Genomic DNA, 21,443 nt, shown 5'->3' on the forward strand with positions numbered 1-21,443 from the left:
GGCATCACTCGGGGGTGGTGCCGAGATCCACGAAGACCTTGTGGGTGCCCGCCTTGTACAGCCGCTTGCCGAGCTTCGGATAGTCGCACACGTCGTGTTCGGGCCGGTCGCCTGCCACGAGATAGACCAGCGGCAGATCGCCGGTGTTCAGCATCGTGTGTGCGGCGCCGCCGCGTGGAAATCCCATGAAGTCGCCCGGGCCGATCGCATGGGTCCGGCCATCGACGATTGCTTCGCCCGATCCTGAAAGCACGTAGACGCATTCCTCCGCGTAGAGATGCCGGTGGTATTCGGTGGATTCGTGTCCGGGCATCAAGGTCATCAGATGGACGCCGAGTTGCGTCAGTCCGGTTGCGTCCCCAAGCGCGCGCTTCAGGCGGACGGCATTCTCGTTCAACGGATGGACGGAATGCTCCGGTTCCATTGCCGCGATGTCGGCGGCTTTCAGCACTTCACGCGGGGTGTTCATCGTTTGTCTTCTCCGGGAATCGGGGCGCCACTCGTGCGGCGAGTGTGAATTATGGGGGCGGGTGTCGGCGGCAGCGCAGTTTCGCGTGCCTGGATGATGGCGATACAGGGCAGGGCGATGTCTGTCGCCGCGCGATGCTACGTAACGCCGGGCCTCGTGTTACGCACGCGTTACCCAGGACGCAAGGCGTGGTCACGGCCGTGAGGTCGGGCCCGGATGCCCTGCATCGCGCCCGGGAAGGCCGTCTGGATGCGGCCGTCCGGCGTGTGTGTGAAGTCGTCGTTGATGCCGATCGCAATGGCACGATAGGTGCTTGTCTGGATGATCGAGCTGAAAAGCGAACGGGGGCTTCCATGCAAAATCATTTCATCAAGGCGAACGTTGCGCTCGCCGCCATTGCCGCGGCTTGTGCGCTGGCTGCGTGCGGCGGCAGCGATGTTACGGCGCCGAAGCCGGGTGGTAACACCATCGGGACGAGTACGAGTGGGACGAGCGGAACCAGCGGTACGAGCGGCACGAGCGGGACCAGCGGGACCAGCGGGACCAGCGGGACCAGCGGGACCAGCGGGACGAGCGGGACCAGCGGGACGAGCGGAACCAGCGGGACGAGCGGGACGAGCGGAACCAGCGGTACGAGTGGAACCAGCGGCACGAGCGGCACCAGCGGTACGAGTGGAACCAGCGGCACGAGTGGAACCAGCGGGACGAGTGGAACCAGCGGCACGAGCGGAACCAGCGGAACCAGCGGAACCAGCGGAACCAGCGGAACCAGCGGAACCAGCGGAACCAGCGGAACCAGCGGAATCGGTGGCACAAGCGGCACAAGCGGCACCCCGGGCACGAACGGCATCGTCAGCGCCGTCGGCGCGGTCGTCATCGACGCCGGCGCCACGATTTCCGGCGAGAGCCCGCCGGGACCGACCAAGGGCGTGACCACCGGCCTCGGCAACACGGTCGCGGGCGCGGGCACGATCATCCGCGACACGTCGAACGCCGTGAGCAACGGCATCGGTCAGATCGGCTTCACGACGAACCCGGTCGGCACGACGGTCGCCGGGCTGGGCTCCATCGTCGGCTCGACCGGCAACCCGGTCACTGGCCTCAGCGACACGGTGAAGGCGCTCGGCACCGGCCCGCTGTCGCCGTTGGCGCCGCTCACGACACCGGTCGGCGGCCTGCTCGACACCGTCGCCGGTGGCCTCAAGACGGGCGGCACCATGCTCGGCGCGGCGCTGTCGTCGGGCCCGGTCCAGCAGACGACGCAAGCGATCAGCACGGCGATCACGCCGCTCGTCACGACCGTCGGCCAGGTCACGCAACAGGTCGGCACGGCGACCGGCCTCGGGCAGCCCGTCGCGGGCCTGCTCGGACAGATCGGCGGCGCGATCACGTCGGCGGGATGGAAGGTGACGTCCACGTCGCCCCAGCCGCTGGTCGGCGGCGTCGGCGACGTCGTGCGCGCGGTCGGCAACACCGTGACCAATGCGGGCGGCCTCGTGAACCCGGGCGGTGCGAACGGCGCGGTGCCGGTCGCGGGCCTGGTGACGAGCGTGGTCGGCGGTAATACGGCGATCGTCCACAACGGTTCCACGACGGGCACGGGCGGCACGGGCGGCGGCTCACCGTTGGGCGGTCTCTCCAACCCGCTCGCACCCGTCACGGGGCTGGTGGGCGGCCTGCTGGGCGGCTTGGGTGGCCTGGGCAAGTAGCCGATCGATTGAGATCGTCACGGCGGTAACCGGCGAACCGACAATCGGCCGCCGGTTACCGCCAACCAGAATGGCTTGATGATCCCCTGCGGGAAGCGGATCGGACGGGGCCACTCGATGTGTCAATCGCGAACGACGTCGCGCTGCGACGGCGGCCGCGCCAGCCCGCGTGCGGGCAGCGGCGTCGACATCACGATCGACGTGCGGGTTTCGCCGTACAGGTTGATGCGTTCGATCAGTTGTTCGAGATGGGTCATGCTGATCGCGGCGAGCCGCATCATGTACGAGTCCGCGCCCGTCACGTGATGGCATTCGACGACTTCGGGAATGGTTTCCAGCAACCGGAGGAATTTTGCTTTTGCCGGTTGCGGCACCGTGATGCCGATCAGTGCGCTGACCGGATAGCCGGCCGCGGCAGGATTGATCCGGGCCGTGTAGCCCTCGACGACGCCGGCCGCTTCAAGGCGCTTCACGCGCTCCGTTACCGCCGGCACCGACAGGTGCACCTGGCGCGCCAGCTCCGTGTAGCTGATGCGGCCGTTGGCCTGCAGCAGCGTCACTACCTTCCAGTCCAGATCGTCCATTGCGGCGAGATTTTTTAAGGCGGAGCGGCCATTTTTCCTTAAAAACCGCATTCAGCAATGACGGGACTTTCCCTACGATGCCTGTTCAACACGTTACATGTCGCAAGGAGCAGGCGATGCTGTTCATCAAGTCCGTCGTGATGGGGCTATCGATCGCGGTGCCGGTCGGGCCGATCGGCATGCTGTGCATCCAGCGCAGCCTGAGTCGCGGTTTTCAGGCGGGATTCGCGACGGGCATCGGCGCCGCGTGCGCCGATGCGATCTACGGCCTGCTCGGTGCGCTCGGCATCGCCGGTATCGTCACGGCGTTCCCGATGCTGACCGTCGGCCTGAAAATCGGCGGCGGCGCGTTTCTCGTGTGGCTGGCGTGGACCATCGCGCGCCAGGCGCCGGCCGCGTCGACGGCGCAGCGCGACCTGCCGCGCACGACCGTCCTGCGCGATTTCGTGACGACGTTCGGCCTGACGCTGTCGAACCCGATGACGATCCTGTCGTTCGTCGGGATTTTCGCGGCGCTCGGCCCGCTGTCGGGGGCGCGGGAAGGGGCGGTGTGGCCGGCCGTGGCGCTGATGGTCGCCGGTGTGTTCATCGGTTCCGCGACGTGGTGGCTATGCCTGAGCGGCACGACCGCCGCACTGCGCACGAAGATGTCGTTCGCGTTCATGCACGGGCTGTCGCGCGTGTCGGCCGCGGTGATCGCGGTATTCGGCGTGATTCAGGTGGTCGCGGGCGTGCGCGGGGTCCTCTAGGCCGATGCGTCGTGCGGCTCGCGTTGCCCGTTCATCGGTCGACGCTCGACGGATTCAATTCGACGTCCGATGCCGGCAAATGCGCATGCACGAAACGCGCGATCTCCTCGCTCAGCTCCCTGTCTTCGGGCGCGCCCATGAAGCCGCCATGCGGCATCCCTTCGAATACGTGAAGCTCGGTCGGCACCTGCGCGCGCCGCAACGCGCGATGCAGGCGCACCGCGTTCGACAGGAACAGGTCGCGCGTGCCGCTCTGGATGAAGGTCGGCGGGAAACCGGCGGAGAAATCGCCGAACAGCGGCGACAGATACGGATGCGCGAGATCCGCGCCGTTCGCGTAGAGCAGGTTGTTCGGCATCAGCGACGCCGGCAGCACGACATCGACGAGGCGATTGGTTTCGAAGCTGTCGCCGGATTCGGTCAGGTCGACTTCCGGCGACAGCAGCACCAGCGCGGCCGGCAGCGGCAAGCCTTCGTCGCGGGCGCGCAGCACCATCGCCGCGGCGAGGTTGCCGCCCGCCGAGCGTCCGCCGATGACGATGTTTTCCGGCGCGTAGCGCTCCAGCACGTACGCATACGTCGCGATGCAATCGTCTAGCGCGGCCGGATACGGATGCTCGGGCGGCATGCGATAGTCGACGCCGTAGCACCGAATGCCGAGCCGGTCGGCCTGCATCCGCGCGCCGGCGCGGCACGCGGCGCCGCCACCGAGCACCAGCGCGCCGCCGTGCAGCTCGATGTACGCGCATTCGTCGGACGCCGCAGCTTCGGGCGTGGCGACATGCACGTCCGCCGCGCCGGCCCGGATCGTCTCCACGCTCGAACGCAGATAGCCGCCGAGCTGCTCGATGGCCGCCGCGTAGTGCGCGTCGGCGGCTGCCTTTACGCGCATCCATGCATCGAAATCGTCCGGCGGCGGCATCACGTGCAGCGCGTTCAGCGGCACGCCGTCGCTGCCGACCAGTCGTTCCAACGCGGTTCGCGCTTCGTCGCTGATCGACGTCGGGAAGGGGACCACGCGGCTCGGCACGGCGACGCCGTCGGGTTTGTCTTTCATCGATTCGGCACCGTTGGATGTTGGGCGAGTCATGTGGCGGCAGGCCAGTGGCGCAGCATCACGTCCAGCGCATCGAGACTGCGCGACCACGACAGGTCGGAAGCCGGTGCGCTGTGCGCGAAACCGCCCGCGCTTTCGAGCGTGACATAGCCCATGAAAAAGCCGCCGAGCAGACGGATCGCATGCGCCTGCTCGGCTTCCGGAGTGGCATAGCTGCGCAGCACGGCCGAGGTCATCCTGACGAGCTGGCCACCCGCGCTTTCGGCGGCGCGTTCGGCGCTGACCGGGTGGCGCGCGGCAGCGAAGCGACCGGGGTGCTCGCGGGCGTAGTCGCGATAGACGTTGGCGAGCGCGGTGAGCGCGTCCTTGGCGGTGCGGCCGGCCAAGGCGTCGGTCGCGCGATCGGCGAGCTCCTTCAGCGCGAAGAGTGCGATGCGGCTCTTGAGGTCGTCGAAGCTCGGGATGTGGGAGTACAGGCTGGCCAGTTTGACGTCGAAGTGACGCGCGAGCGCCGCGCCGGTCAGGTGCTCGAAGCCGGTTTCGTCGGCGAGTTGCGCGCCGGCTTCGACGAGTTTGTCCAGGGTGATGCCGGCGCGTGCCATGGTGGATGCTACTCGAATTAGTCAAAAACCTAATTCTATTAGTTTTGGTGGCGATGTCAATTTCCCGAATTCGCCCACCGCCATGTGCGTGACGATCACCCCAGCTCGAACGACGTCACCCCGAACACGCGATCGATCGCTATCGCCGGTGGGTCTTTCGTGTACATCCGTGCGGTTTCGAACACGCTCGTCATGCCGTGCCGCTCGGCCAGCGCGACGGCTGCCGGGTTCGTTTCCGGCACGTCGAGCACGATGACCTCGCCAGGCATGCGCGCCGCCAGCGCGCGAAACAGCCCGGTGGCGACGCCCGTGTCGTCGGCGAACAGCGGGCCGATCTTGCAGCCCGTCCTGCAACGGCGCACGACACCGTAGCCGGCGACACGGCCGGCGTCGATCGTCGCGAGCGCAACGGCATCCGGCTGCGCGATCCAGGTGGAGACGAAACGCTCGCGCGCCGACGGAAAGCACGCGCGGTCGTAGGCAAGCAACTGCTCGAAGGGCACGTCGGCCGCTGCCACCACGTGCGTGCACCCGATGCCGCCCACGCGCCCCTCATAGCGGATATTGCGGTAAGCAAGCTCGAATCCGGACTTCCTGTAGTTCGCCTGCTGGGCCACGACACCATCGAGCCCGATGTTGCGGTCTCCGAGGTAACGCATGCCGTGCTGCCAGGTTCGGATACCGAAGCCTTTGCCGCGAAACCCGGGTTTCACGATGTAGAGGCCGATGAAGCCGAAACGTTCGTCGTAGGCGACCGCAGAAATGCACGCGACCGGCTCGCCGCGCCAGATGCCGACGAAGAACCCGGCGGGGTCCGCTGCCCTGAAACAGGAAGGATCGTGCAGGCCGGGGTTCCAGCCTTCTGCCGCCGCCCATTCGACCGCCATGGCGACCTCGTCGGCCGACATGGTGCGCACGATGAAGTCTCCGCCTTGGTCCATGGTTCACCCCCAGTCGCCGCGTTCACGATTGCGCGTTGCGTTACCGGCTGCCGAGCCGAAGCCGCAGTGAAGGACGAGTTGCCCCGTTTCGCGCTATTCCCGTCAGCGAAAAATCTATGGATGGATGGTTTCGCCGCGATTCAGCATGTCGATGAATTCCCCGATTTTGCGCGCCCGGGTTTCCGGCTTCTTGGCATGCTGTATCCGATACAGGATGGCATAACGGTTACGGCTGTTCAGTGTTGCGAAAAACGTGCGGGCTTCCGGATTGGCGTCCAAAGCCGCCTGCAGGTCGTCCGGTACGGTCGAATTGCTTGCCGACGTATAGGCAGCCTGCCAGCGGCCGTCCTTTCTTGCCTTCTCGATTTCGCACAAGCCGGGCGGGCGCATTCTGCCAGCGGCGATCAGCGCTTCAGCCCGGTCCGTGTTGAGTTTGGACCAGATGCTTTTTGCGGAGCGCGGCGTGAAGCGTTGCAACCAGTATTGCTCGCTCTCGGCCCGCTTTTGACCATCGATCCAGCCATGGCAGAGGGCGCTTTCCAGCGCCTGTTCGTAGGTGACGGTGCGCGGGCCGGCGCCTTTTTTCGCGAGACGCAGCCATGCTCCGGTCGAAGTGGTGCCGTTTTGCTCTAACCAGTTTTCCCATTCGACCTGACTGGTAAAGGTTAGCGCGCATTCGGTCATGTCACTGTCCTGAATGGTGGGGTACACGTGCGGGGAGGGCGTCCGCAGTCTAACAGTGTTGATACGGACAGCAATGTGCGCAGTGCGACGAAAGGCCGGCGGCTCGTCAGCCGTCAGTCTGTCGCTTGGTTTGAGGGCGGCATCACCCGTTTCAAGCATCCGGTGGCGCAGGCATCGGACGCACGATTTCAAATGGGAGGCTTCGCCAGCGATCCGGCCGAAGCCTCCCCATCCCCGTCAGAACGTGTAGCTGACCTTCCCGAACGCCGTCCGCCCGAGCGTGTTGTACCCATATGCGGTCATGTACTGGCGATCGAACAGGTTCGACACCGTCGCCGACACCGTCAGATGCGAATTGATCCGGTACGAAGCACGCAGCCCCACCGTCAGATACGAAGGCAGATAGATCGAATTCGCCGGATCGTCGAACGTCGTGCCGCCATAAAGCAGCGACGCCCCCGTGCTCAACGCATGCAGGTGCAGTTCATCCCACGTGTGATCGATGTTGAGGCTGACCGTCTGGCGCGGCCGGCGGTTCAGCCACGAGTCATTGGTCTCGTCCTGCGGATTCAGGATCCCGACCGCGACGCTCACCGGCGTCGAGCGGCCGATCGTCCCCTTGTACGACAGGTCGATGCCGCGAATATGCGCGCGGCCGATGTTCATCGGCGAGAACGTCGCCGGGTTGTACGCGATCAGGTTGCTGACGCGCGTATCGTAGATCGCAGCCGTGAACGTACCGTACGACGTGTTCGCATCGACCGCGGCCTCGACCGACGTGTTGCGTTCCGGGTTGAGGTTCGGATTGCCGTAGCCGGGGTAGTACAGGTCGTTGAACGACGGCAGCTTGAACGCATTGCCGTACGACACGCGCGCCGTGTACACCGGCGTGATCGCCCACGACAGCGCCGCGTTACCCGTATTCACCGACTGCCCGGCGATGATTTCATGACGCCCCGCGAGGAACATCGTCACGCTGCCGAGCGTCGCCGATTGATGCAGCGAGAACGCGGAATCGTTGCGCGTCGGCACGCCGTTCGGAATGTCGACCGGCAGGAATGCCTGCTCTCGCGTGAAGTCGTAGGCGAGCTTGGTTTCGCCCGACAGCGGCAGCCCGAACAGATGGAATCCGCGCGCCTGGTGCGTCAACGACGTCGACGTGCTGATGCGCTGCGAATTGATCTGGTCGGTCGGGATGGTCGGATCGCTCGCGTAGATGAACCCGCGATCGTTCGCATAACCGAACGACTGGTCGAACTGCGTGTCCGGCGTGATATCGAGGTGGAACGCGATACCGGTCGTCAGCTGATGATCGAGCTGGCGATTCGCATAGCCGCGGTTGTCGTACGACAGATCGGACCGGTGATACAGCGCGAACGTCGAGATCGACCAGTTGTCGCGCGCGTAGCCGAGGCGCGCATCGAGATCCTGCGCGTGGTACGGGTTGCGGCCCGCCTCGTGCCCATACGCGAAGGGCCGCGTCGCGTCGATGCCGGCCGTGTTGTACGAATGCAGGCCGAGCGAGTAGGTGAGCCCGCCGAGCGCGGCGAGCGGCCCGGTCGACGGCACCGTGCCCGACGTGCGCAACTGCGTGTCGAACGTCTTGTTCGAGCCGCCGCCGAACGACACGGTGGTCTGGTTCGGCTGGTTGGCCGCGCGGCGCGTGAAGAGCTGCACGACGCCACCCATCGCATTGGCGCCGAACGACGCGGCGGCCGGCCCCGAGATCACTTCGACCCGTTTGAACGATTCGGTCGGCAGGTCCGCCCACGGCGCGATGCCGGTGGTCGGCGAGCCGATCCGGATGCCGTCGATGAACACGGCGACCTGGCTGGCCGACGAGCCGCGGATGCTGACCGACGCGGACGAGCCCGGACCGCCGTTCTGCGAGACGGTCACGCCGGGCAGCGTCGCGAGCGCCTGCGTGATGCTCGGGTCGCTCGGCGACAGCCGGTCGAGATCGGTACGCGTGAGCACCTGGGTCGTCGCATAGCGCTGGTCGAACGACTCGGGCAGCCGGCGTGTGTCGGTCACGTTGATCGTCGGCAGGTCGGCGCCTTCGGCGGCCGGGGCCGGTTGCGTCACCGCGGGGTCGCCGGCGGCGTGGGCGAGCGGCGAGAGGAGCGCAGTCGCGGCGGACGTGGCAAGGAGGTGTCGAATCTTCATGAGGCTGTCGTTGTGGTCGGGCTGCGCATGCGTCGATCGGGGAGCGCGGCGGGCAGCGCCGGTTTTGTTATCGGTGATTGGGTTATCGCGCGACCGGGCCGAGCGGGCTGCAGACCCGGGCATCGGCGCGGCACATGCCGGCGGACGCGATCGACAGGGAACGGCGCGCGCGAGCAGGCGGGCCGTGCATGCCGGCGGTGTGCCGGCGCGACGCTTCCGGTGAGGAAGCGGGTGCGGTAACAGTGGACATCGGGCGGATCCTGAGGTCGGGCCGTCCATGCAACGGGCACCGCCAAAGGCGGTGCTGGCGCATCGGGACACCCCGCCCGGTGCGGCTGCTTGGACCTCGGGTCGATGGCAGGTCTCCTGGCTCGCGGGTCCTGATTCGTGCCGGCCTTCCCGGTTTCCCAGTGGCATGCAGTGGCACGGATTCGCCGCTCACAGTTGCGGGGGCAGCCGCAGATTCGAGGCACTGCCTCGCCTGCGTTCCCTTTTGATCCCGTCTCCGGGAACCATCAGCGCGCAAGGGTAATGGCGTGCGCGCCGGCGCGTCAATTGTCGGGCAGCGCCCGGATGCGAAAAAACGTCATCGACGCGCCAAAACTTTCGAAATCCTGTCTTTCATGCGTCGACGGCGCGTTTCATGTCTGACGAAATGGCGTGGTGTGCTGCCATGCAATCGCGCCGAAACCGGCTCGGGGCGACGCCCGTCCACCTGACGAACGCGCGGCGGAAGGCTTCCTCGCCGCCGAACCCGAGATGCGCGGCGATCCGCGCGACCGGCCAGTCCGACTCGCGCAGGCAGCGTTGGGCGGCCTCGGCGAGACACTGCTCCCGCAGCACGTGATAACCGCTGCCTTCGGCCACCAGCCGCCGCCGCAACGTCGCCTCGCTGACGCCGAGCCACGCGGCCAGTTCGGCGAGTGCCGGCAACGCCTGCTCGTGCGCGAGCGCCGCGTCGAGAAAACCGCGCACCTGCTGCGCCCACGACACGACGGCCGGCGCCGCATCGATCAGGCGAAACGGAAAATCGACGAGAAACGCGTCGAGCTCCGCCGGCTGCCGCACCACGCGGCACGCGAGCCGCGCCGCATCGAATGCGAAGCCGTAAGTCTTGCGGCCTACCTCGACCGGCGCATTGAACAAGCCGAGCAGCGGCATCGCGTCGTCGCGGCGCGGATGGCCGAGCCACACGGCGGTCGGCCGCAGCGGCAGCCCGATCAGCCAGCCGAACAGTTGCAGATAGCAGAACAAGCCCGTCAGGTCGACGAGGCACGCGGCCGGGCTGCGGGTGCGGCGCAGCGAATCCATCCGGAACGTCGCGCGCCCGTCGCGCACGGTGAGCGACAACGCGCCGGCGCGCGGCGTCAGCATCTCGCCGAATTCGCGCGCACAGCGGATCGCGTCGGCCAGCGTCGCGCAGCTCAGCAGGCAGCGGCACATCAGGTCGACCTCGCGCTTGCGCATCGGCGGGTGGCCGTCGCCGCGCGCGACCTGCGCCTCGAGGCGTTCGATCGCGTCGCGGTACAGCGCGACGAAATCGCCCGGCGTCGCTGCCGGTGGCGGCGGCTGCGCATCGCGGTCGGCCGGCGGCGCGCCGCTGCGCGTGAGTTCGCTCAGCAGGCGCGCGCCGAGGCCCGGCAGAACGCGGCCGCGGGCCGGGATGGCGCGCTGTTTCATGAGTTTCCCGATCTGATCGTTGCGACAGGGGGCGGTGAGCGGGCCGGTAGGGGTCTGCGAATCGTCACCACGCAAGAATGCTATCCACGCCGACCGCCTTCGGCCTCGCCGGAACGGCGTAGGCCGGCTGCGCATCCCCGACACGAACGACCACGACCGACCCCGGACGACACGCGAATGATCCAGATCGTAGACGAAATCACGCTCGCGCCCGAGCGCATTCCCGACGTGCTTGCACTGCTGCGCGACCGTTACCTGCCGGGCCACGCGGCGCGCGGGCTGGCGGCGGCCGGCCGCTGGGTATCGCCGCCCGTCGCGGTGCCGGGGCAGCCGAGCACGCTGTGGCTGACCTGGCACGTGGCCGACGCGCCGGCCTATTACCGGATGCGGGCGCTGACGGATGCCGACGTGGTCGGATTCTGGATGGCGGTCGACGAGCTGTGCGACATGCGCCGCCGCCATGTGATGACGGACGCCGATGCGCCGCTGGCTGCGCTGACGGAGGCCGATCATGCGGCATGACACGGCGCAGGTATTCGTATCCACGGATTGCGATGCGGGCGCGATCGAGCGTGCGTTGCATGAAGCCGCGCACACGCTGGCCGGCGCGACACGCGTGGCATTGGCACGCAATCTGGACGGCAGCTGGGGTGCGGGCGACTACACGCTCGACGTGCTGCGTGACGATTCGGCGGCCGACGGCACGGCGGAGTTTGCGGCGCTGGCTCGATTGCCGGGCATCGAGCGCATCGACGGCGCCGAATGCCGTGCGATCGGCGGCGGCCTGCGCGAACCGACGCTGCACGACGGCGTGTGGCGCACGCTGATGCTGCGCGTGCGGCCGCAGGCCAGCACGGCGCAGATCGCCGCGCTCGAACGCGAACTGCTGCGGATGCCCGCGTTCATGCCCGGCATCCGCAACTGGCGGCTGAGCCGGATCGAGACGCCCGGCGCGTGGACGCACGTGTGGCAGCAGGAATTCGCGCACGTCGGCGATCTCGTCGGCGAATACCTGATGCATCCGTATCACTGGGGCTGGGTCGACCGCCGGTTCGACGCCGAAAGCCCCGACTGGACGGTCGATGCGATCTCGCATGCGTTCTGTCCGCTCGCGTCGAGCCTGCTGGCCGACATGGCGGCGTGACGCGCGGCCCACCTCAAGCCGACATTAAACAAACCCTGGAGACACGAAGATGCGAGCCCTGTTGATCGACCGCGTCGGTCATTCCGACACCTTGCGCATGGCCGACGTGCCGACCCCGGCACCGGGCCCCGGCGACGTGCTGATCCGCGTGGCCTACGCGGGCATCAATCCTGCCGACTGGAAATGCCGCGAAGGCTACCTCGGCGCGTTCATGCAATACACGTTTCCGTTCGTGATCGGCTTCGACGCGGCGGGTGTGGTCGAAGCGGTCGGCGACGGCGTCGACGGGTTCGCGCCCGGCATGCGCGTGTTCGCGCAGACCGACGTCGGCGCGGGGCGCTGGGGTGCGTTTGCGGAATACGTCGCGGTGCGTCACGACTCGGTCGTGCGCGTGCCGGACGCGGTGAGCCTGGCGGAAGCCGCCACGGTGCCGACGCCCGCGCTCGCGGCATGGGCCGGCCTGTTCGACGACGGCGGGCTGAAGGCGGGCCAGACCGTGCTGGTGCACGGCGGCGCGGGCGCGGTCGGCGCGTTCGCGATCCAGCTGGCCGTGCAGGCCGGCGCGCGCGTCGTGGCGACGTGTTCGGCGCGCAATCGCGAGACGGTCGAATCGCTGGGCGCGGCGGCCAGCATCGACTATCGCGCGCAGGACATCGCCGCGTCGCTGCGCGCCTGGGCGCCTGGCGGCGTCGACCTCGTGCTCGACACGGTCGGCGGCGCCACGCTGCCCAATGCGCTCGACCTGCTGGCGCCGGGCGGCACGCTGGTGAACATCATGACGCTCGCGGCCGGCGATGCGGAGCGGCTCGCCGCGACGGCAGCCATTGCCGCACGACGCGGCCTGCGCACCGCGATGACCTACAGCCGGATGCCGAGCGGCGGCACGCTCGGCCGGATCGCCGCGCAACTGGACACGCGCGCGCTGCGCGTGCCGCGTTTCGACCGTTTCCCGCTTGAACAGGCGGCCCGCGCGCTCGATCTCGTTCAAACGGGCGAGGCGAAAACGAAGCTGGTGCTTCATGTTGCGGATATCGCCCGCTGAGCGGTCCGCACGCCCATTACAGGAGACAACGATGACCGATACCCGAACCGGCGTACTGGCCGGCAAGTGCGCGCTCGTGACGGGCGCCAGCCGCGGCATTGGCCGTGCGATCGCGCAGCGCCTCGCATCCGAAGGCGCGACCGTCGTCGTGACGGCGCGCAGCCTCACGCCATCGGCGACGACCGCCGGCACGCTCGCCGAAACGGTTGCGCTGATCGAGGCCGCCGGCGGCCGCGCCATTGCGCTCGCGGCCGACCTGTCGAACGCAACCGAGCGCGATGCGCTCGTCGGGCGCGCGGCGCAAGCCGCCGGCGGCCTCGACATCCTCGTCAACAACGCGGGCGTGGCCGACTACGCGTGCGTCGACGCCATGCCGATGACGATGTTCGACACGACGATCGAACACTATCTGCGGATTCCGTTCGCGCTGGCGCAGGCCGCGATCCCGCTGATGCGCGCCCGCGGCGCCGGCTGGATCGTCAACGTCGGCTCGGTGACGGCGCTGCCGCCGCTGCGGCCGTTCGACGATTTCTCGCGTGTGGGCGGCGCGACCGTCTATGCGGCGGCGAAGGCGGCGCTGTCGCGCTTCACGCAGGGGCTCGCGGCCGAACTCGAAGCCGACGGCATCGCGGTGAATCTCGTCGCGCCGAGCACGGCGATCCGCACGCCGGGCGCCGCGCGCTACATCCCCGAAGGCTATCCGACCGAGGACGTCGCGTATCTCGCCGAGACCGCGCTCGCGCTGTGCCGCCTGCCGGCGCGCGAACGCACGGGCCTCGTCACGCACAGCCTGCATTTTCCGCTCGCGCAGCAACTCGCGGTGCGCTCGCTCGACGGCCGCACGGTGCTGCCGCCGCCGGTGATTCCCGCGTATGCGCATCCCCACATCGACCCGACAGGACTTTGATTGACATGACGAACTCGATTCGCTTCGACGGCGGCACCGCCGTGATCACCGGCGCGGCCAGTGGCATCGGCAGCGGGCTCGCACGCCACGCCGCCGGGCTCGGCATGCGCGTCGTGCTGGCCGATCTCGACCCGGCAAAGCTCGACGCATTCGCCGCGACGCTCGACACCGACGTCCTGTGCGTGCCGACCGACGTCAGCCGGCCGGAAGCCGTCGACGCGCTGGCGGAAGCCGCATGGCAGCGCTTCGGCGGCGTCGACCTGCTGTTCAACAACGCGGGCGTGATGGCGACCGGCTTCAGCTGGGAAATCACGCCGGAACGCTTCGAGCGCAGCTTCGCGATCAACGTGCACGGTGTGCTGAACGGCATCCGCAGCTTCGTGCCGCGGATGCTCGAACGCAACGTGCCGGCGCGCGTCGTGAATACCGCGTCGGTCGGCGGGTTCCTGCCGAGCCCGCTGATGTCGCCTTACTCGGCAACCAAATTCGCGGTGGTCGCGCTGACGGAATCGCTGTACGGAGAACTGAAGATGCTGGGCGCACCGGTCGGCGTGTCGTTGCTTGCGCCGGGCCCTGTGCAGTCGGGCATCTTCAACGACCCGTTCGGCGCGGTGCACGACCGGCCCGAGGTGCGCGGCTTCGTCGACACGATGCGCGCGATGCTGAACGCGCACGGGCTGACGCCCGACGCGTTCGCCGCGCGAGTGTTCGACGGCATCCGGGCAGGGCGCTACTGGCTGATTCCGCAACCGGAGACGATCGACGGCGCGCTGCAGCGGCGCACCGACGACATCCTCGCTTCACGCGATCCGTCGCTGCCTGCGTTCTGACGGCCGGGCGCGGCACGGCGCCCGGCGTGCGCCGTCACATGCGCATGCCGGAGTGCGAACGGCCGCTCGGGTCGCCGCCGCGATCGGGCGGCGTATTGTTCTGATCGATCTTCGCGAGCACGAAGCCGGCGTGCGGCAACGCGCCGGGCGAGCGGTGCGTCGCTTGCGCGACGGCGTCGTGCGGCGACGCGGCGGGAAAACCGGATGACGTCACGCCCGGTTGAGCGAACGCCGAAAGGGAAGCGGCCGCCAGGGCGGCGGCGACGATCGCGTGCGATTTCATGGTGGCTCCTTCACGACTGACTGCGCGACTGACTGCGGGACAACGTCATCAGTCTAGGGCGCGAAACTTAACGCGACGTGAAGGAGCGATGCGGCGCGGATGACGGAATGTTCATGCGCGCCGCGACGTTCATGCCGGCGCCGACACCAGTGCGCAGAAGTTCTCGAGATCGACGTTGCCGCCGCTGATCACCACCCCCACGCGCTTGCCCTGCAGCGCGTCCTTCATCCGTCGCACCGCGGCGAACGACAGGCAGCCGGTCGGCTCGACCACCATCTTCATACGCGTGGCGAAGAAGCGCATGCAGTCGATCAGTTCCGCGTCCGTCGCGGTCAGGATGTCGTCGACGTCGCGGCGGATGATCGGGAACGTCAGGTTGCCGAGGTGCTGCGTCTGCGCACCGTCGGCGATCGTGCGCGGCGTGTCGATATGCACGATCGCGCCGGAGCGGAACGATTGCTGGCCGTCGTTGCCGGCTTCCGGCTCGACGCCGTACAGCGTCGCGTGCGGCGACAGCGCGCGCGTGGCGAGCGCGGTGCCCGACAGCAGCCCGCCGCCGCCGAGCGGCGTGAATACCGCATCGAGCGGGCCGACCTCGTCGAACAGTTCCTTGGCCGCCGTGCCCTGGCCGGCGATCACGTCCGGGTGGTCGTAGGGCGGGATCAGCGTGAGGCCGTGCTGCGCGGCGAGATCGCGCCCGATCTGCTCGCGATCCTCGGTGTAGCGGTCGTAGGTCACGACCTTGCCGCCGTAGCCGCGCGTCGCGGCCATCTTCGCGGCCGGCGCGTCCTGCGGCATCACGATCGTCGCGGGAATGCCGAGCATGCGCGCCGACAGCGCGATCGCCTGCGCATGGTTGCCGGACGAGAACGCGACGACGCCGTTGCGGCGCTGCGTCGCGTCGAAGCGCGACAGCGCGTTGAACGCGCCGCGGAACTTGAATGCGCCCATGCGCTGCAGGTTCTCGCACTTGAAGAACACGTGCGCGCCGAGCGCTTCGTCGATCGTCCGCGAGGTCATCACCGGTGTGCGGTGCGCATGGCCTTCGAGCCGGGCCGCGGCGGCGGCCACGTCGTCGTAGGTGGGGAGAGTCGGAGCGTTCATGGGTTATCCGGTGGTCGTAGGAATCGGTCAGCGGGAAAGCGGCGCGGGTAGCGCGCCTGCGTCATTTCGCATCGTTGTAGACGGTCGCGCGCGAGACGCCGAGATGTTGCGACACGATTTCCATCGCGCGGCGCACCTCGAGGAAACCGTCGGCCTTCAGCTGCTGCATCAACTCGCGGCGCTGGTCGGTCTTCAGTTCGCGCGGCGTCGTCGCGAGGCGCATCGCGAATGCGTCGATGCGCTGGCGGATCGCGTCCGCGCCGGCCGGATCGAGCGTTTCCGCGACGGCGTCGCCGTCCGTGCTGCAGAACTGGTTCAGCATGCCCTGGAAGCCGCGGAACAGCGTGACGTCGGCATTCAGGCACAGCGCGGCCACATAGCGGCCGGTCGAATCTTTGATGCCGATCGACGTGCTTTTCGCGGTGCGGCCGTCGGCGAAACGATTCGGGTAGTTCGCGAGCACGGGCGGGAAATCGTCGTCCGCGATGCGGGCGAGGCCGAGCTCGGTCGCGGGATCGCCGACTGCTCGCCCCGACAGGTTGTTGTGGATCGCGAGGATCGCGTGCTTCGGCGTGCGCAGGTCGTGAACCACGACCTCGGTGAACGGCGCGAACATCGCGCCGAGCCCTTCGGCGATGCGCTGCACCTGTTCGATCAGCGACGCCTGTTCGGACAGCACGGGTTTCCGGGTGAAGGTCATGATGGTTTCGCGGTCAGGTTTCGGATCGATGCGACGGCTGCGGGGAGGGGGGCAACCGGCGTATTACTCGCCGTCCGCGGCTTCCGGCCGCGTGATGTCGGCGAGCAGCGGCTGCGCGATCCGTACGTAGTCGGCCGCGTCGAGCACAACGGAGCGGTCGAGGCGGCCCGCATTGAAAGCGATTTCGGTGTTGCGTTCGACCAGGGCGGGATCGACGACGAGCGTCACGCTGGCGTCGAACACGAACGGCGGCACGGCGCCCATCACGCAGCGCGTGACGGTGGCCGCGAGGTCGGGCGACGCAAGGGTGGCCTTGCGGCGGCCGAGCGCATCGGCGACCTTGCGGAAATCGATCTTCAGGTGGCCGGGAATCACCGCGAGCGCGGTGGTGTCGCCGCCATCCTTGAACGTGCAGAGCATCGCCTTCGCGCCCTGTTCGGGGCGCGTGCCGCGCAGCGCGGCGATGGCGTCGGATTTCCCTTCGGCCGGATGCTCCAGCACACGGAACCGCGCGCCGGACGTGTTCAGCAGATCGCAAAGCGTGTCGAAAACGGGGTAGTCGCTCATGTCGCTCCGGGCAAATTGGGCCGGGGAATCGAGGGCGCGCTCGGGTTCGTATGCTTCGGCGTGCCGGTCGATGGATTGTCCAAGTATAGACGTTTTGTCATGGGCGTGGCAAAGGGGCGGGGAGTGGGGAGTCAAGGGCGTTCGGACGCATCGACGAGAATGTGTCGATCGACCGATTTTGTGACGGGTATCGAACAAGTCATGCGTATGCTCGTCAATCGACATCGGTGCCTCTCCCCGGATTTCCAATCCTGCGTAGAATGTCGCCGTCAGGTTCGGCCTTTCGGTCTCTGCAGTGGAACCGACACGACCCTGAGTCAGGTATCGAAGTTTTTCAAAATCCGGTCGACCAACCTATATCGCCACTCCCTGTGCATGAGGCGGATACGGTGCATGTGGTCTGCGACCGGGCATCAGCGGCGCTGGCGCGACATCAGCACCATCGCCCCAAGCATGCGCTCGCGGGGCAGCAGGAGGATTTCTTGAAGAGGGCGGCTCTCGATAACGGACGCGTCTTGACCGAACGCGGCAAGCACGCTGTGAACAAGATTATGGCCAGTGCGATCGAGATCTTCGTGGACGAAGGCTACGGCGGGCTGACCATGCGAAAGGTCGCGGCCAAGGCGGGATTGGCGCTGTCGAACCTGCAGCACTACTTTCCGACGCGCGAGGACATCTTCGCGGCCATCCTGACCGTGACGAGGGAGACGTACGCCAACACGTACGACAGCGTGCGTGCGGACACGTCGCTGACACCCGAGGGCCGTCTGGAGAAAGTGGTCCGACTGTTGCTCGAAGACAGCAAGCAGCCCAGGACCCAAAGCCTGTTCGTGAACTTCTGGGCACTGGCCCAAACGCAAGAGTTCGCGCGGAAAATGCTCGAAGAGGGGTATGAATTTCAACGCGGCGTGATCGCCGGCCTCATCGAAGCCGTGAACCCGGCGCTGCCACAAGCGGTACGCATCCGGCGCGCGGCGCTTGTTACGGCACAGATCGAGGGGCTCATCGTGCTGATACCGCAAAGGAATCGGTTCCCGTCGGATATCAAGGGAATCGAGAACGATGCGGTGATGGCCATTCTGGCGTTGGCCAAGGCGCCGTGAGCGGCAGGGTTGGAGCGATTGTCGGTAGCTCATTACCAGGGGGGCTTTTGCACACCACGCAGACGGAAATCGAAGCGCCGGGCCCTGCCGGCCCGTTGAAGGGCACGCTCTTGTCCCCGAACACCAGCGACATGCCGGTGGTGCTGATCGTGCCGGGCTCGGGCGCGACCGACAGAAATGGCAACGCGCCGAGCTGGCTTCAGGCGTCGACGTACCGGTTGCTCGCGGAACGATTGTGCGAAGAAGGTATCGCGTCGGTTCGAATCGACAAGCGCGGCATGTATGGCAGCGCGTCGGCGATACCGGATGCCAATGATGTCGTGATCGACGACTACGCGGCGGACGTCCATTCGTGGGTGGCCGCCATCCGCGCGCGGACAGGTGCTTCCAGCGTATGGGTGTTGGGGCACAGCGAGGGCGGTTTGGTGGCGTTGCTGGCGGCGCGGCAATCGACCGACATTGCCGGCCTGATCCTGGTTGCCGCGGCGGGGCGTCCGCTCGGGCCCGTATTGAGGCAGCAACTGCGGTCGAACCCTGCCAATGCGCCGATCCTGGAAAATGCGATGTCGATCCTCGACGCCCTGGAAGCGGGGAACGGGGTAGACGCGACCGGCATCGATCCGGCGCTCATGCCGGCGTTCAGGCCGCAAGTCCAGCGCTTCCTGATGAGCGAATTGACCATCGACCCGGCAGCGCTGCTGGCCGGTTACACGAAACCCGTGCTCATCGTGCAGGGCGCGCGGGATATCCAGGTTGCCGTGCAGGACGCGGAACTGTTACAGCGAGCAAATCCGCAGGCCGAAATGGCGCTGATCGCCGACGCCAATCACGTTCTCAAGGCCGTCCGCACGGCGGATCTGCAAGAAAACCTCGCTGCTTATTCGAACCCGGATCTGCCACTCGCGGACGGTGTCGTGGAGGCTATTTCAGCGTTCGTGCACGCATCGGCATTGAATCGGGCCTAGTCCCGGCCGAATCCGGTTCGTCTTTCGTGGCGGCTCGTGCGACGGCGAGTAAGCGCTGGATGACGTCGAGCGTCGGCCGTCCGCAAGCGGGCGGGACCGCATCAACCGGCCCGGGCCGAACGCATTGAGCGGGAGTCGGCGGCAGGGGAGATTCGACGGGCAAACGAAATCGCCGGAAATCGTGCCGCGTCAGCGACTCAGATAATCTGTTACCCGCGCCTGCAGGTGCGGGATTGCGTCGGTGAGCCGCAGATACGCATCGACATCCATCAGTGTCCATTCCTGGCCTTCGTTGCCGAAACGGATCGCGGCGATTTCCGCTCCGCTCAACCAACTGGCGAAGAACCAGTGTGGCAGGCGATCCGGTCGACTCGACGGATAGACCCGCGACCAACTGATCCGGCTGCCCGGTATCGTCACGCCGAATTCCTCATGGAGTTCACGCAGCACGCAAGCTTCGGGCGTCTCGTTCCCTTCCCGGCCTCCGCCCGGCAGGTCCCACAAACCGGGAAACGGTATGTCGGGTTTGTCGTCGCGTCGATAGACGAGGATTTCCCGGTCCTTGAAGAGTGCGATTTTCGAACCACTGAAGGGGGCGAGCGATCCCATGCATGATCCATATCGTGGAAGCGGTGTTGTCATTGTAGATTCTCGGCATCCACGCGTTCGCTCGATTTAATATAAGCATCCGTCTGGCACGACAACGATGACAGAGCGCGCAACGGCTGCTACCGCTCGTCAGCTTGAAACCATCCAGCGATGGATCCGCCTGTTATGAAGACTCTTTCTATAAAAAGCGGCCAATGGGTGTCGATCGGTGGACGGCAACAGAAAAATGAACCATGACAAACCTGATTCGATTCCGCGTTCGACCGGTATTTCACGGCAGCGATCTGCTGGTCGAGGTACTCGACGACCATCGCACGGCGGATTTTCCAGACGTCGCCGCGATCCTGCAAGACGCGCTGCATTCGGTCCAGGTTCCGCATCCGGATGGCCTTGATGAACCCGAGGTCGCCTTGTCTCAGGACCGTTACTTCAGCTACTGGACATATGCCCGCGGCCACTACGAAATAGACGACGATATCTGGGGATTGTTCGTCACGGCGACGTTCGACAACGCGCGCGTCGTCGCGGACGTCGAAAGCGCACTCCTGTCGACGCGAAAGTTCGTCAAGGAAGACGTGGATTTCAGCAGGTTCGAGTGAGTTGAAGAGGCCGCTAAAACTCGTGTAACCACGACGAACGGCGGCTCCCCGTGGCCAACAGGGAACGTTCCAGGTCGATCAGCGCCAAGCGCGGAAATTCGGAAAGCAGCAAAAATCAAGCCGGCGATGCGCACAAGCGCTCCACCGGCCCGCAACGTAAAACCGCAATCAATCCAGACGTAGGCGACCGCACAAGGCGATCGCCCGACCTCACCCCCGCACAGCCTTCACCACATACTGACTCGTCGGCACCACATCGATCTTGTCGAAATCGATGAAGCGCCCGCAGCTGTCCATCATCTCGGCTACATTCCGCTGGAATTTCTCGTCATCGCCGACTGCATCGAAGAACGCATGCGGATCGGTCATCGCGGCAGCGGGGAAGCATTCCTCGACGATCGCGTCGTACCCCGGCGCCGCATGCGTGAGCGCCCGCACGACGACGTTCTGCACATACAGGAAGTTATCCTGCGTATCGATCGCGACGCGCGTGTGATGCCCGTGCCACACATCGAGCCACGCTTCGTGCGTCAGCCTCGGCGGCCGCTTCAAAAATGCGAGCTGAGAAAATCCGGTAGTGCGCTCGCCCGGCCGCGCCGGAAAGCGCGTATTCGGAATCGGCTGCGACTCGGTAACGAGATACGCCGCCATGTGCGGGACCACGGCGCGCACCGCGTCGTCGAACGGCTGACGGAACATCGCATTCGCGCTATCGACCCACACCGCGACGATCCCGTCGATGCCAGGATGCGTGTTGGTCTGCTTCAGGCCGGCGGCCGGCGCGACATCCGCATCGGCGACGTTCACCTGCACGCCGTGCGCACCGAGCGACAGCAGCTTGTCGGCGAGCTGCGCGCGCACCGTGCGGCTCCACTGATCGGGCGCGGCCTGCGTATCGCGCCACAACACATAAATGACTTTCTCCATTGCTCCGGCTCCAGAGGGGTAT

General features: G+C 66.8%; 24 protein-coding genes and 1 riboswitch. Of the genes, 10 read left to right on the forward strand and 14 right to left on the reverse strand.

Features of this window, described 5'->3' with window-relative positions; all coding sequences use genetic code 11:
- Window positions 1-4: 4 nt before the first annotated feature.
- Window positions 5-469, reverse strand: a complete 465-nt coding sequence (locus CFB47_RS24530) for a cupin domain-containing protein (protein WP_089462564.1) — start codon at window positions 467-469, stop codon at window positions 5-7.
- Between the two features lie 353 nt (window positions 470-822).
- On the opposite strand from CFB47_RS24530, the gene CFB47_RS24540 reads away from it, so the two are divergent.
- Entirely contained in the window at window positions 823-2,178 is a 1,356-nt protein-coding gene (locus tag CFB47_RS24540; protein WP_089462566.1) for a collagen-like triple helix repeat-containing protein, read from the forward strand.
- Between the two features lie 122 nt (window positions 2,179-2,300).
- Here the strand turns inward: CFB47_RS24540 and CFB47_RS24545 are convergent, their stop codons facing one another.
- Entirely contained in the window at window positions 2,301-2,762 is a 462-nt protein-coding gene (locus CFB47_RS24545) for an Lrp/AsnC family transcriptional regulator (protein WP_089442386.1), read from the reverse strand.
- Window positions 2,763-2,878: 116 nt separating this feature from the next.
- On the opposite strand from CFB47_RS24545, the gene CFB47_RS24550 reads away from it, so the two are divergent.
- Window positions 2,879-3,511: a LysE family translocator gene (locus CFB47_RS24550; protein ID WP_089462567.1), complete on the forward strand. Its 633-nt coding sequence runs from the start codon at window positions 2,879-2,881 to the stop codon at window positions 3,509-3,511.
- 31 nt (window positions 3,512-3,542) lie between these two features.
- Here the strand turns inward: CFB47_RS24550 and CFB47_RS24555 are convergent, their stop codons facing one another.
- The 6 genes from CFB47_RS24555 to CFB47_RS24580 form a co-directional block, all read right to left on the reverse strand.
- A complete protein-coding gene (locus CFB47_RS24555) occupies window positions 3,543-4,568 on the reverse strand; it encodes an alpha/beta hydrolase (protein WP_089462568.1) in 1,026 nt (341 codons plus the stop codon).
- Window positions 4,569-4,597: 29 nt separating this feature from the next.
- Window positions 4,598-5,170 (reverse strand): TetR/AcrR family transcriptional regulator, encoded by a 573-nt coding sequence (locus CFB47_RS24560; RefSeq protein ID WP_089462569.1) that lies wholly within the window; start codon window positions 5,168-5,170, stop codon window positions 4,598-4,600.
- 95 nt (window positions 5,171-5,265) lie between these two features.
- Window positions 5,266-6,111 carry a GNAT family N-acetyltransferase gene (locus CFB47_RS24565; protein ID WP_089462570.1) on the reverse strand — a complete coding sequence of 282 codons (846 nt, stop codon included), beginning with the start codon at window positions 6,109-6,111 and terminating at the stop codon, window positions 5,266-5,268.
- Window positions 6,112-6,225: 114 nt separating this feature from the next.
- Window positions 6,226-6,795, reverse strand: coding sequence for a YdeI family protein (locus CFB47_RS24570; RefSeq protein WP_089463533.1), 570 nt, complete (start codon window positions 6,793-6,795; stop codon window positions 6,226-6,228).
- Between the two features lie 237 nt (window positions 6,796-7,032).
- On the reverse strand, window positions 7,033-8,961 hold the full coding sequence (locus tag CFB47_RS24575) for a TonB-dependent receptor domain-containing protein (protein WP_089462571.1): 1,929 nt from the start codon (window positions 8,959-8,961) through the stop codon (window positions 7,033-7,035).
- 338 nt (window positions 8,962-9,299) lie between these two features.
- Window positions 9,300-9,493: riboswitch (cobalamin riboswitch) on the reverse strand.
- Between the two features lie 89 nt (window positions 9,494-9,582).
- Window positions 9,583-10,641, reverse strand: coding sequence for an AraC family transcriptional regulator (locus CFB47_RS24580; RefSeq protein ID WP_089462572.1), 1,059 nt, complete (start codon window positions 10,639-10,641; stop codon window positions 9,583-9,585).
- Window positions 10,642-10,818: 177 nt separating this feature from the next.
- On the opposite strand from CFB47_RS24580, the gene CFB47_RS24585 reads away from it, so the two are divergent.
- The 5 genes from CFB47_RS24585 to CFB47_RS24605 are packed head-to-tail and all read left to right on the forward strand — an operon-like array spanning window position 10,819 to window position 14,564.
- Window positions 10,819-11,163, forward strand: coding sequence for a hypothetical protein (locus CFB47_RS24585; RefSeq protein ID WP_089462573.1), 345 nt, complete (start codon window positions 10,819-10,821; stop codon window positions 11,161-11,163).
- Entirely contained in the window at window positions 11,153-11,785 is a 633-nt protein-coding gene (locus CFB47_RS24590; protein ID WP_089462574.1) for a Dabb family protein, read from the forward strand. The genes CFB47_RS24585 and CFB47_RS24590 overlap by 11 nt, the downstream gene beginning before the upstream one ends.
- Window positions 11,786-11,834: 49 nt before the next feature.
- Complete coding sequence (locus tag CFB47_RS24595; RefSeq protein WP_089462575.1) at window positions 11,835-12,827, forward strand: NADP-dependent oxidoreductase; 993 nt, start codon at window positions 11,835-11,837, stop codon at window positions 12,825-12,827.
- A 31-nt stretch (window positions 12,828-12,858) separates the two neighbouring features.
- Window positions 12,859-13,734: an SDR family NAD(P)-dependent oxidoreductase gene (locus CFB47_RS24600; RefSeq protein ID WP_089462576.1), complete on the forward strand. Its 876-nt coding sequence runs from the start codon at window positions 12,859-12,861 to the stop codon at window positions 13,732-13,734.
- A 5-nt stretch (window positions 13,735-13,739) separates the two neighbouring features.
- The gene (locus CFB47_RS24605; protein ID WP_089442396.1) at window positions 13,740-14,564 is read left to right on the forward strand and encodes an SDR family NAD(P)-dependent oxidoreductase; all 825 of its coding nucleotides are present in this window, start codon (window positions 13,740-13,742) and stop codon (window positions 14,562-14,564) included.
- Between the two features lie 34 nt (window positions 14,565-14,598).
- Here the strand turns inward: CFB47_RS24605 and CFB47_RS24610 are convergent, their stop codons facing one another.
- The 4 genes from CFB47_RS24610 to CFB47_RS24625 form a co-directional block, all read right to left on the reverse strand.
- Window positions 14,599-14,847, reverse strand: a complete 249-nt coding sequence (locus CFB47_RS24610; protein ID WP_089427404.1) for a hypothetical protein — start codon at window positions 14,845-14,847, stop codon at window positions 14,599-14,601.
- Between the two features lie 129 nt (window positions 14,848-14,976).
- Window positions 14,977-15,951: a threo-3-hydroxy-L-aspartate ammonia-lyase gene (locus tag CFB47_RS24615; RefSeq protein WP_089462577.1), complete on the reverse strand. Its 975-nt coding sequence runs from the start codon at window positions 15,949-15,951 to the stop codon at window positions 14,977-14,979.
- Between the two features lie 61 nt (window positions 15,952-16,012).
- Window positions 16,013-16,651: a transcriptional regulator gene (locus CFB47_RS24620; protein WP_089458293.1), complete on the reverse strand. Its 639-nt coding sequence runs from the start codon at window positions 16,649-16,651 to the stop codon at window positions 16,013-16,015.
- Between the two features lie 63 nt (window positions 16,652-16,714).
- Window positions 16,715-17,218, reverse strand: coding sequence for a YbaK/prolyl-tRNA synthetase associated domain-containing protein (locus tag CFB47_RS24625; RefSeq protein WP_089442400.1), 504 nt, complete (start codon window positions 17,216-17,218; stop codon window positions 16,715-16,717).
- Between the two features lie 389 nt (window positions 17,219-17,607).
- Here CFB47_RS24625 and CFB47_RS24630 point away from each other — a divergent pair, with 389 nt between their 5' ends.
- Window positions 17,608-18,321 (forward strand): TetR/AcrR family transcriptional regulator, encoded by a 714-nt coding sequence (locus CFB47_RS24630; protein ID WP_179258976.1) that lies wholly within the window; start codon window positions 17,608-17,610, stop codon window positions 18,319-18,321.
- A 47-nt stretch (window positions 18,322-18,368) separates the two neighbouring features.
- The gene (locus CFB47_RS24635) at window positions 18,369-19,286 is read left to right on the forward strand and encodes an alpha/beta hydrolase (RefSeq protein ID WP_089462579.1); all 918 of its coding nucleotides are present in this window, start codon (window positions 18,369-18,371) and stop codon (window positions 19,284-19,286) included.
- A 189-nt stretch (window positions 19,287-19,475) separates the two neighbouring features.
- Here the strand turns inward: CFB47_RS24635 and CFB47_RS24640 are convergent, their stop codons facing one another.
- Window positions 19,476-19,895: an NUDIX hydrolase gene (locus CFB47_RS24640; protein ID WP_089462580.1), complete on the reverse strand. Its 420-nt coding sequence runs from the start codon at window positions 19,893-19,895 to the stop codon at window positions 19,476-19,478.
- 233 nt (window positions 19,896-20,128) lie between these two features.
- Between CFB47_RS24640 and CFB47_RS24645 the strand changes: the two genes are divergently transcribed.
- Complete coding sequence (locus tag CFB47_RS24645; protein WP_089462581.1) at window positions 20,129-20,494, forward strand: hypothetical protein; 366 nt, start codon at window positions 20,129-20,131, stop codon at window positions 20,492-20,494.
- Window positions 20,495-20,704: 210 nt separating this feature from the next.
- Here CFB47_RS24645 and CFB47_RS24650 read toward each other — a convergent pair whose 3' ends face one another.
- Window positions 20,705-21,421 (reverse strand): EthD domain-containing protein, encoded by a 717-nt coding sequence (locus CFB47_RS24650; protein WP_046547904.1) that lies wholly within the window; start codon window positions 21,419-21,421, stop codon window positions 20,705-20,707.
- Between the last annotated feature and the right edge of the window lie 22 nt (window positions 21,422-21,443).

Source organism: Burkholderia sp. AU27893 (assembly GCF_002223205.1).
Lineage (GTDB): Bacteria > Pseudomonadota > Gammaproteobacteria > Burkholderiales > Burkholderiaceae > Burkholderia.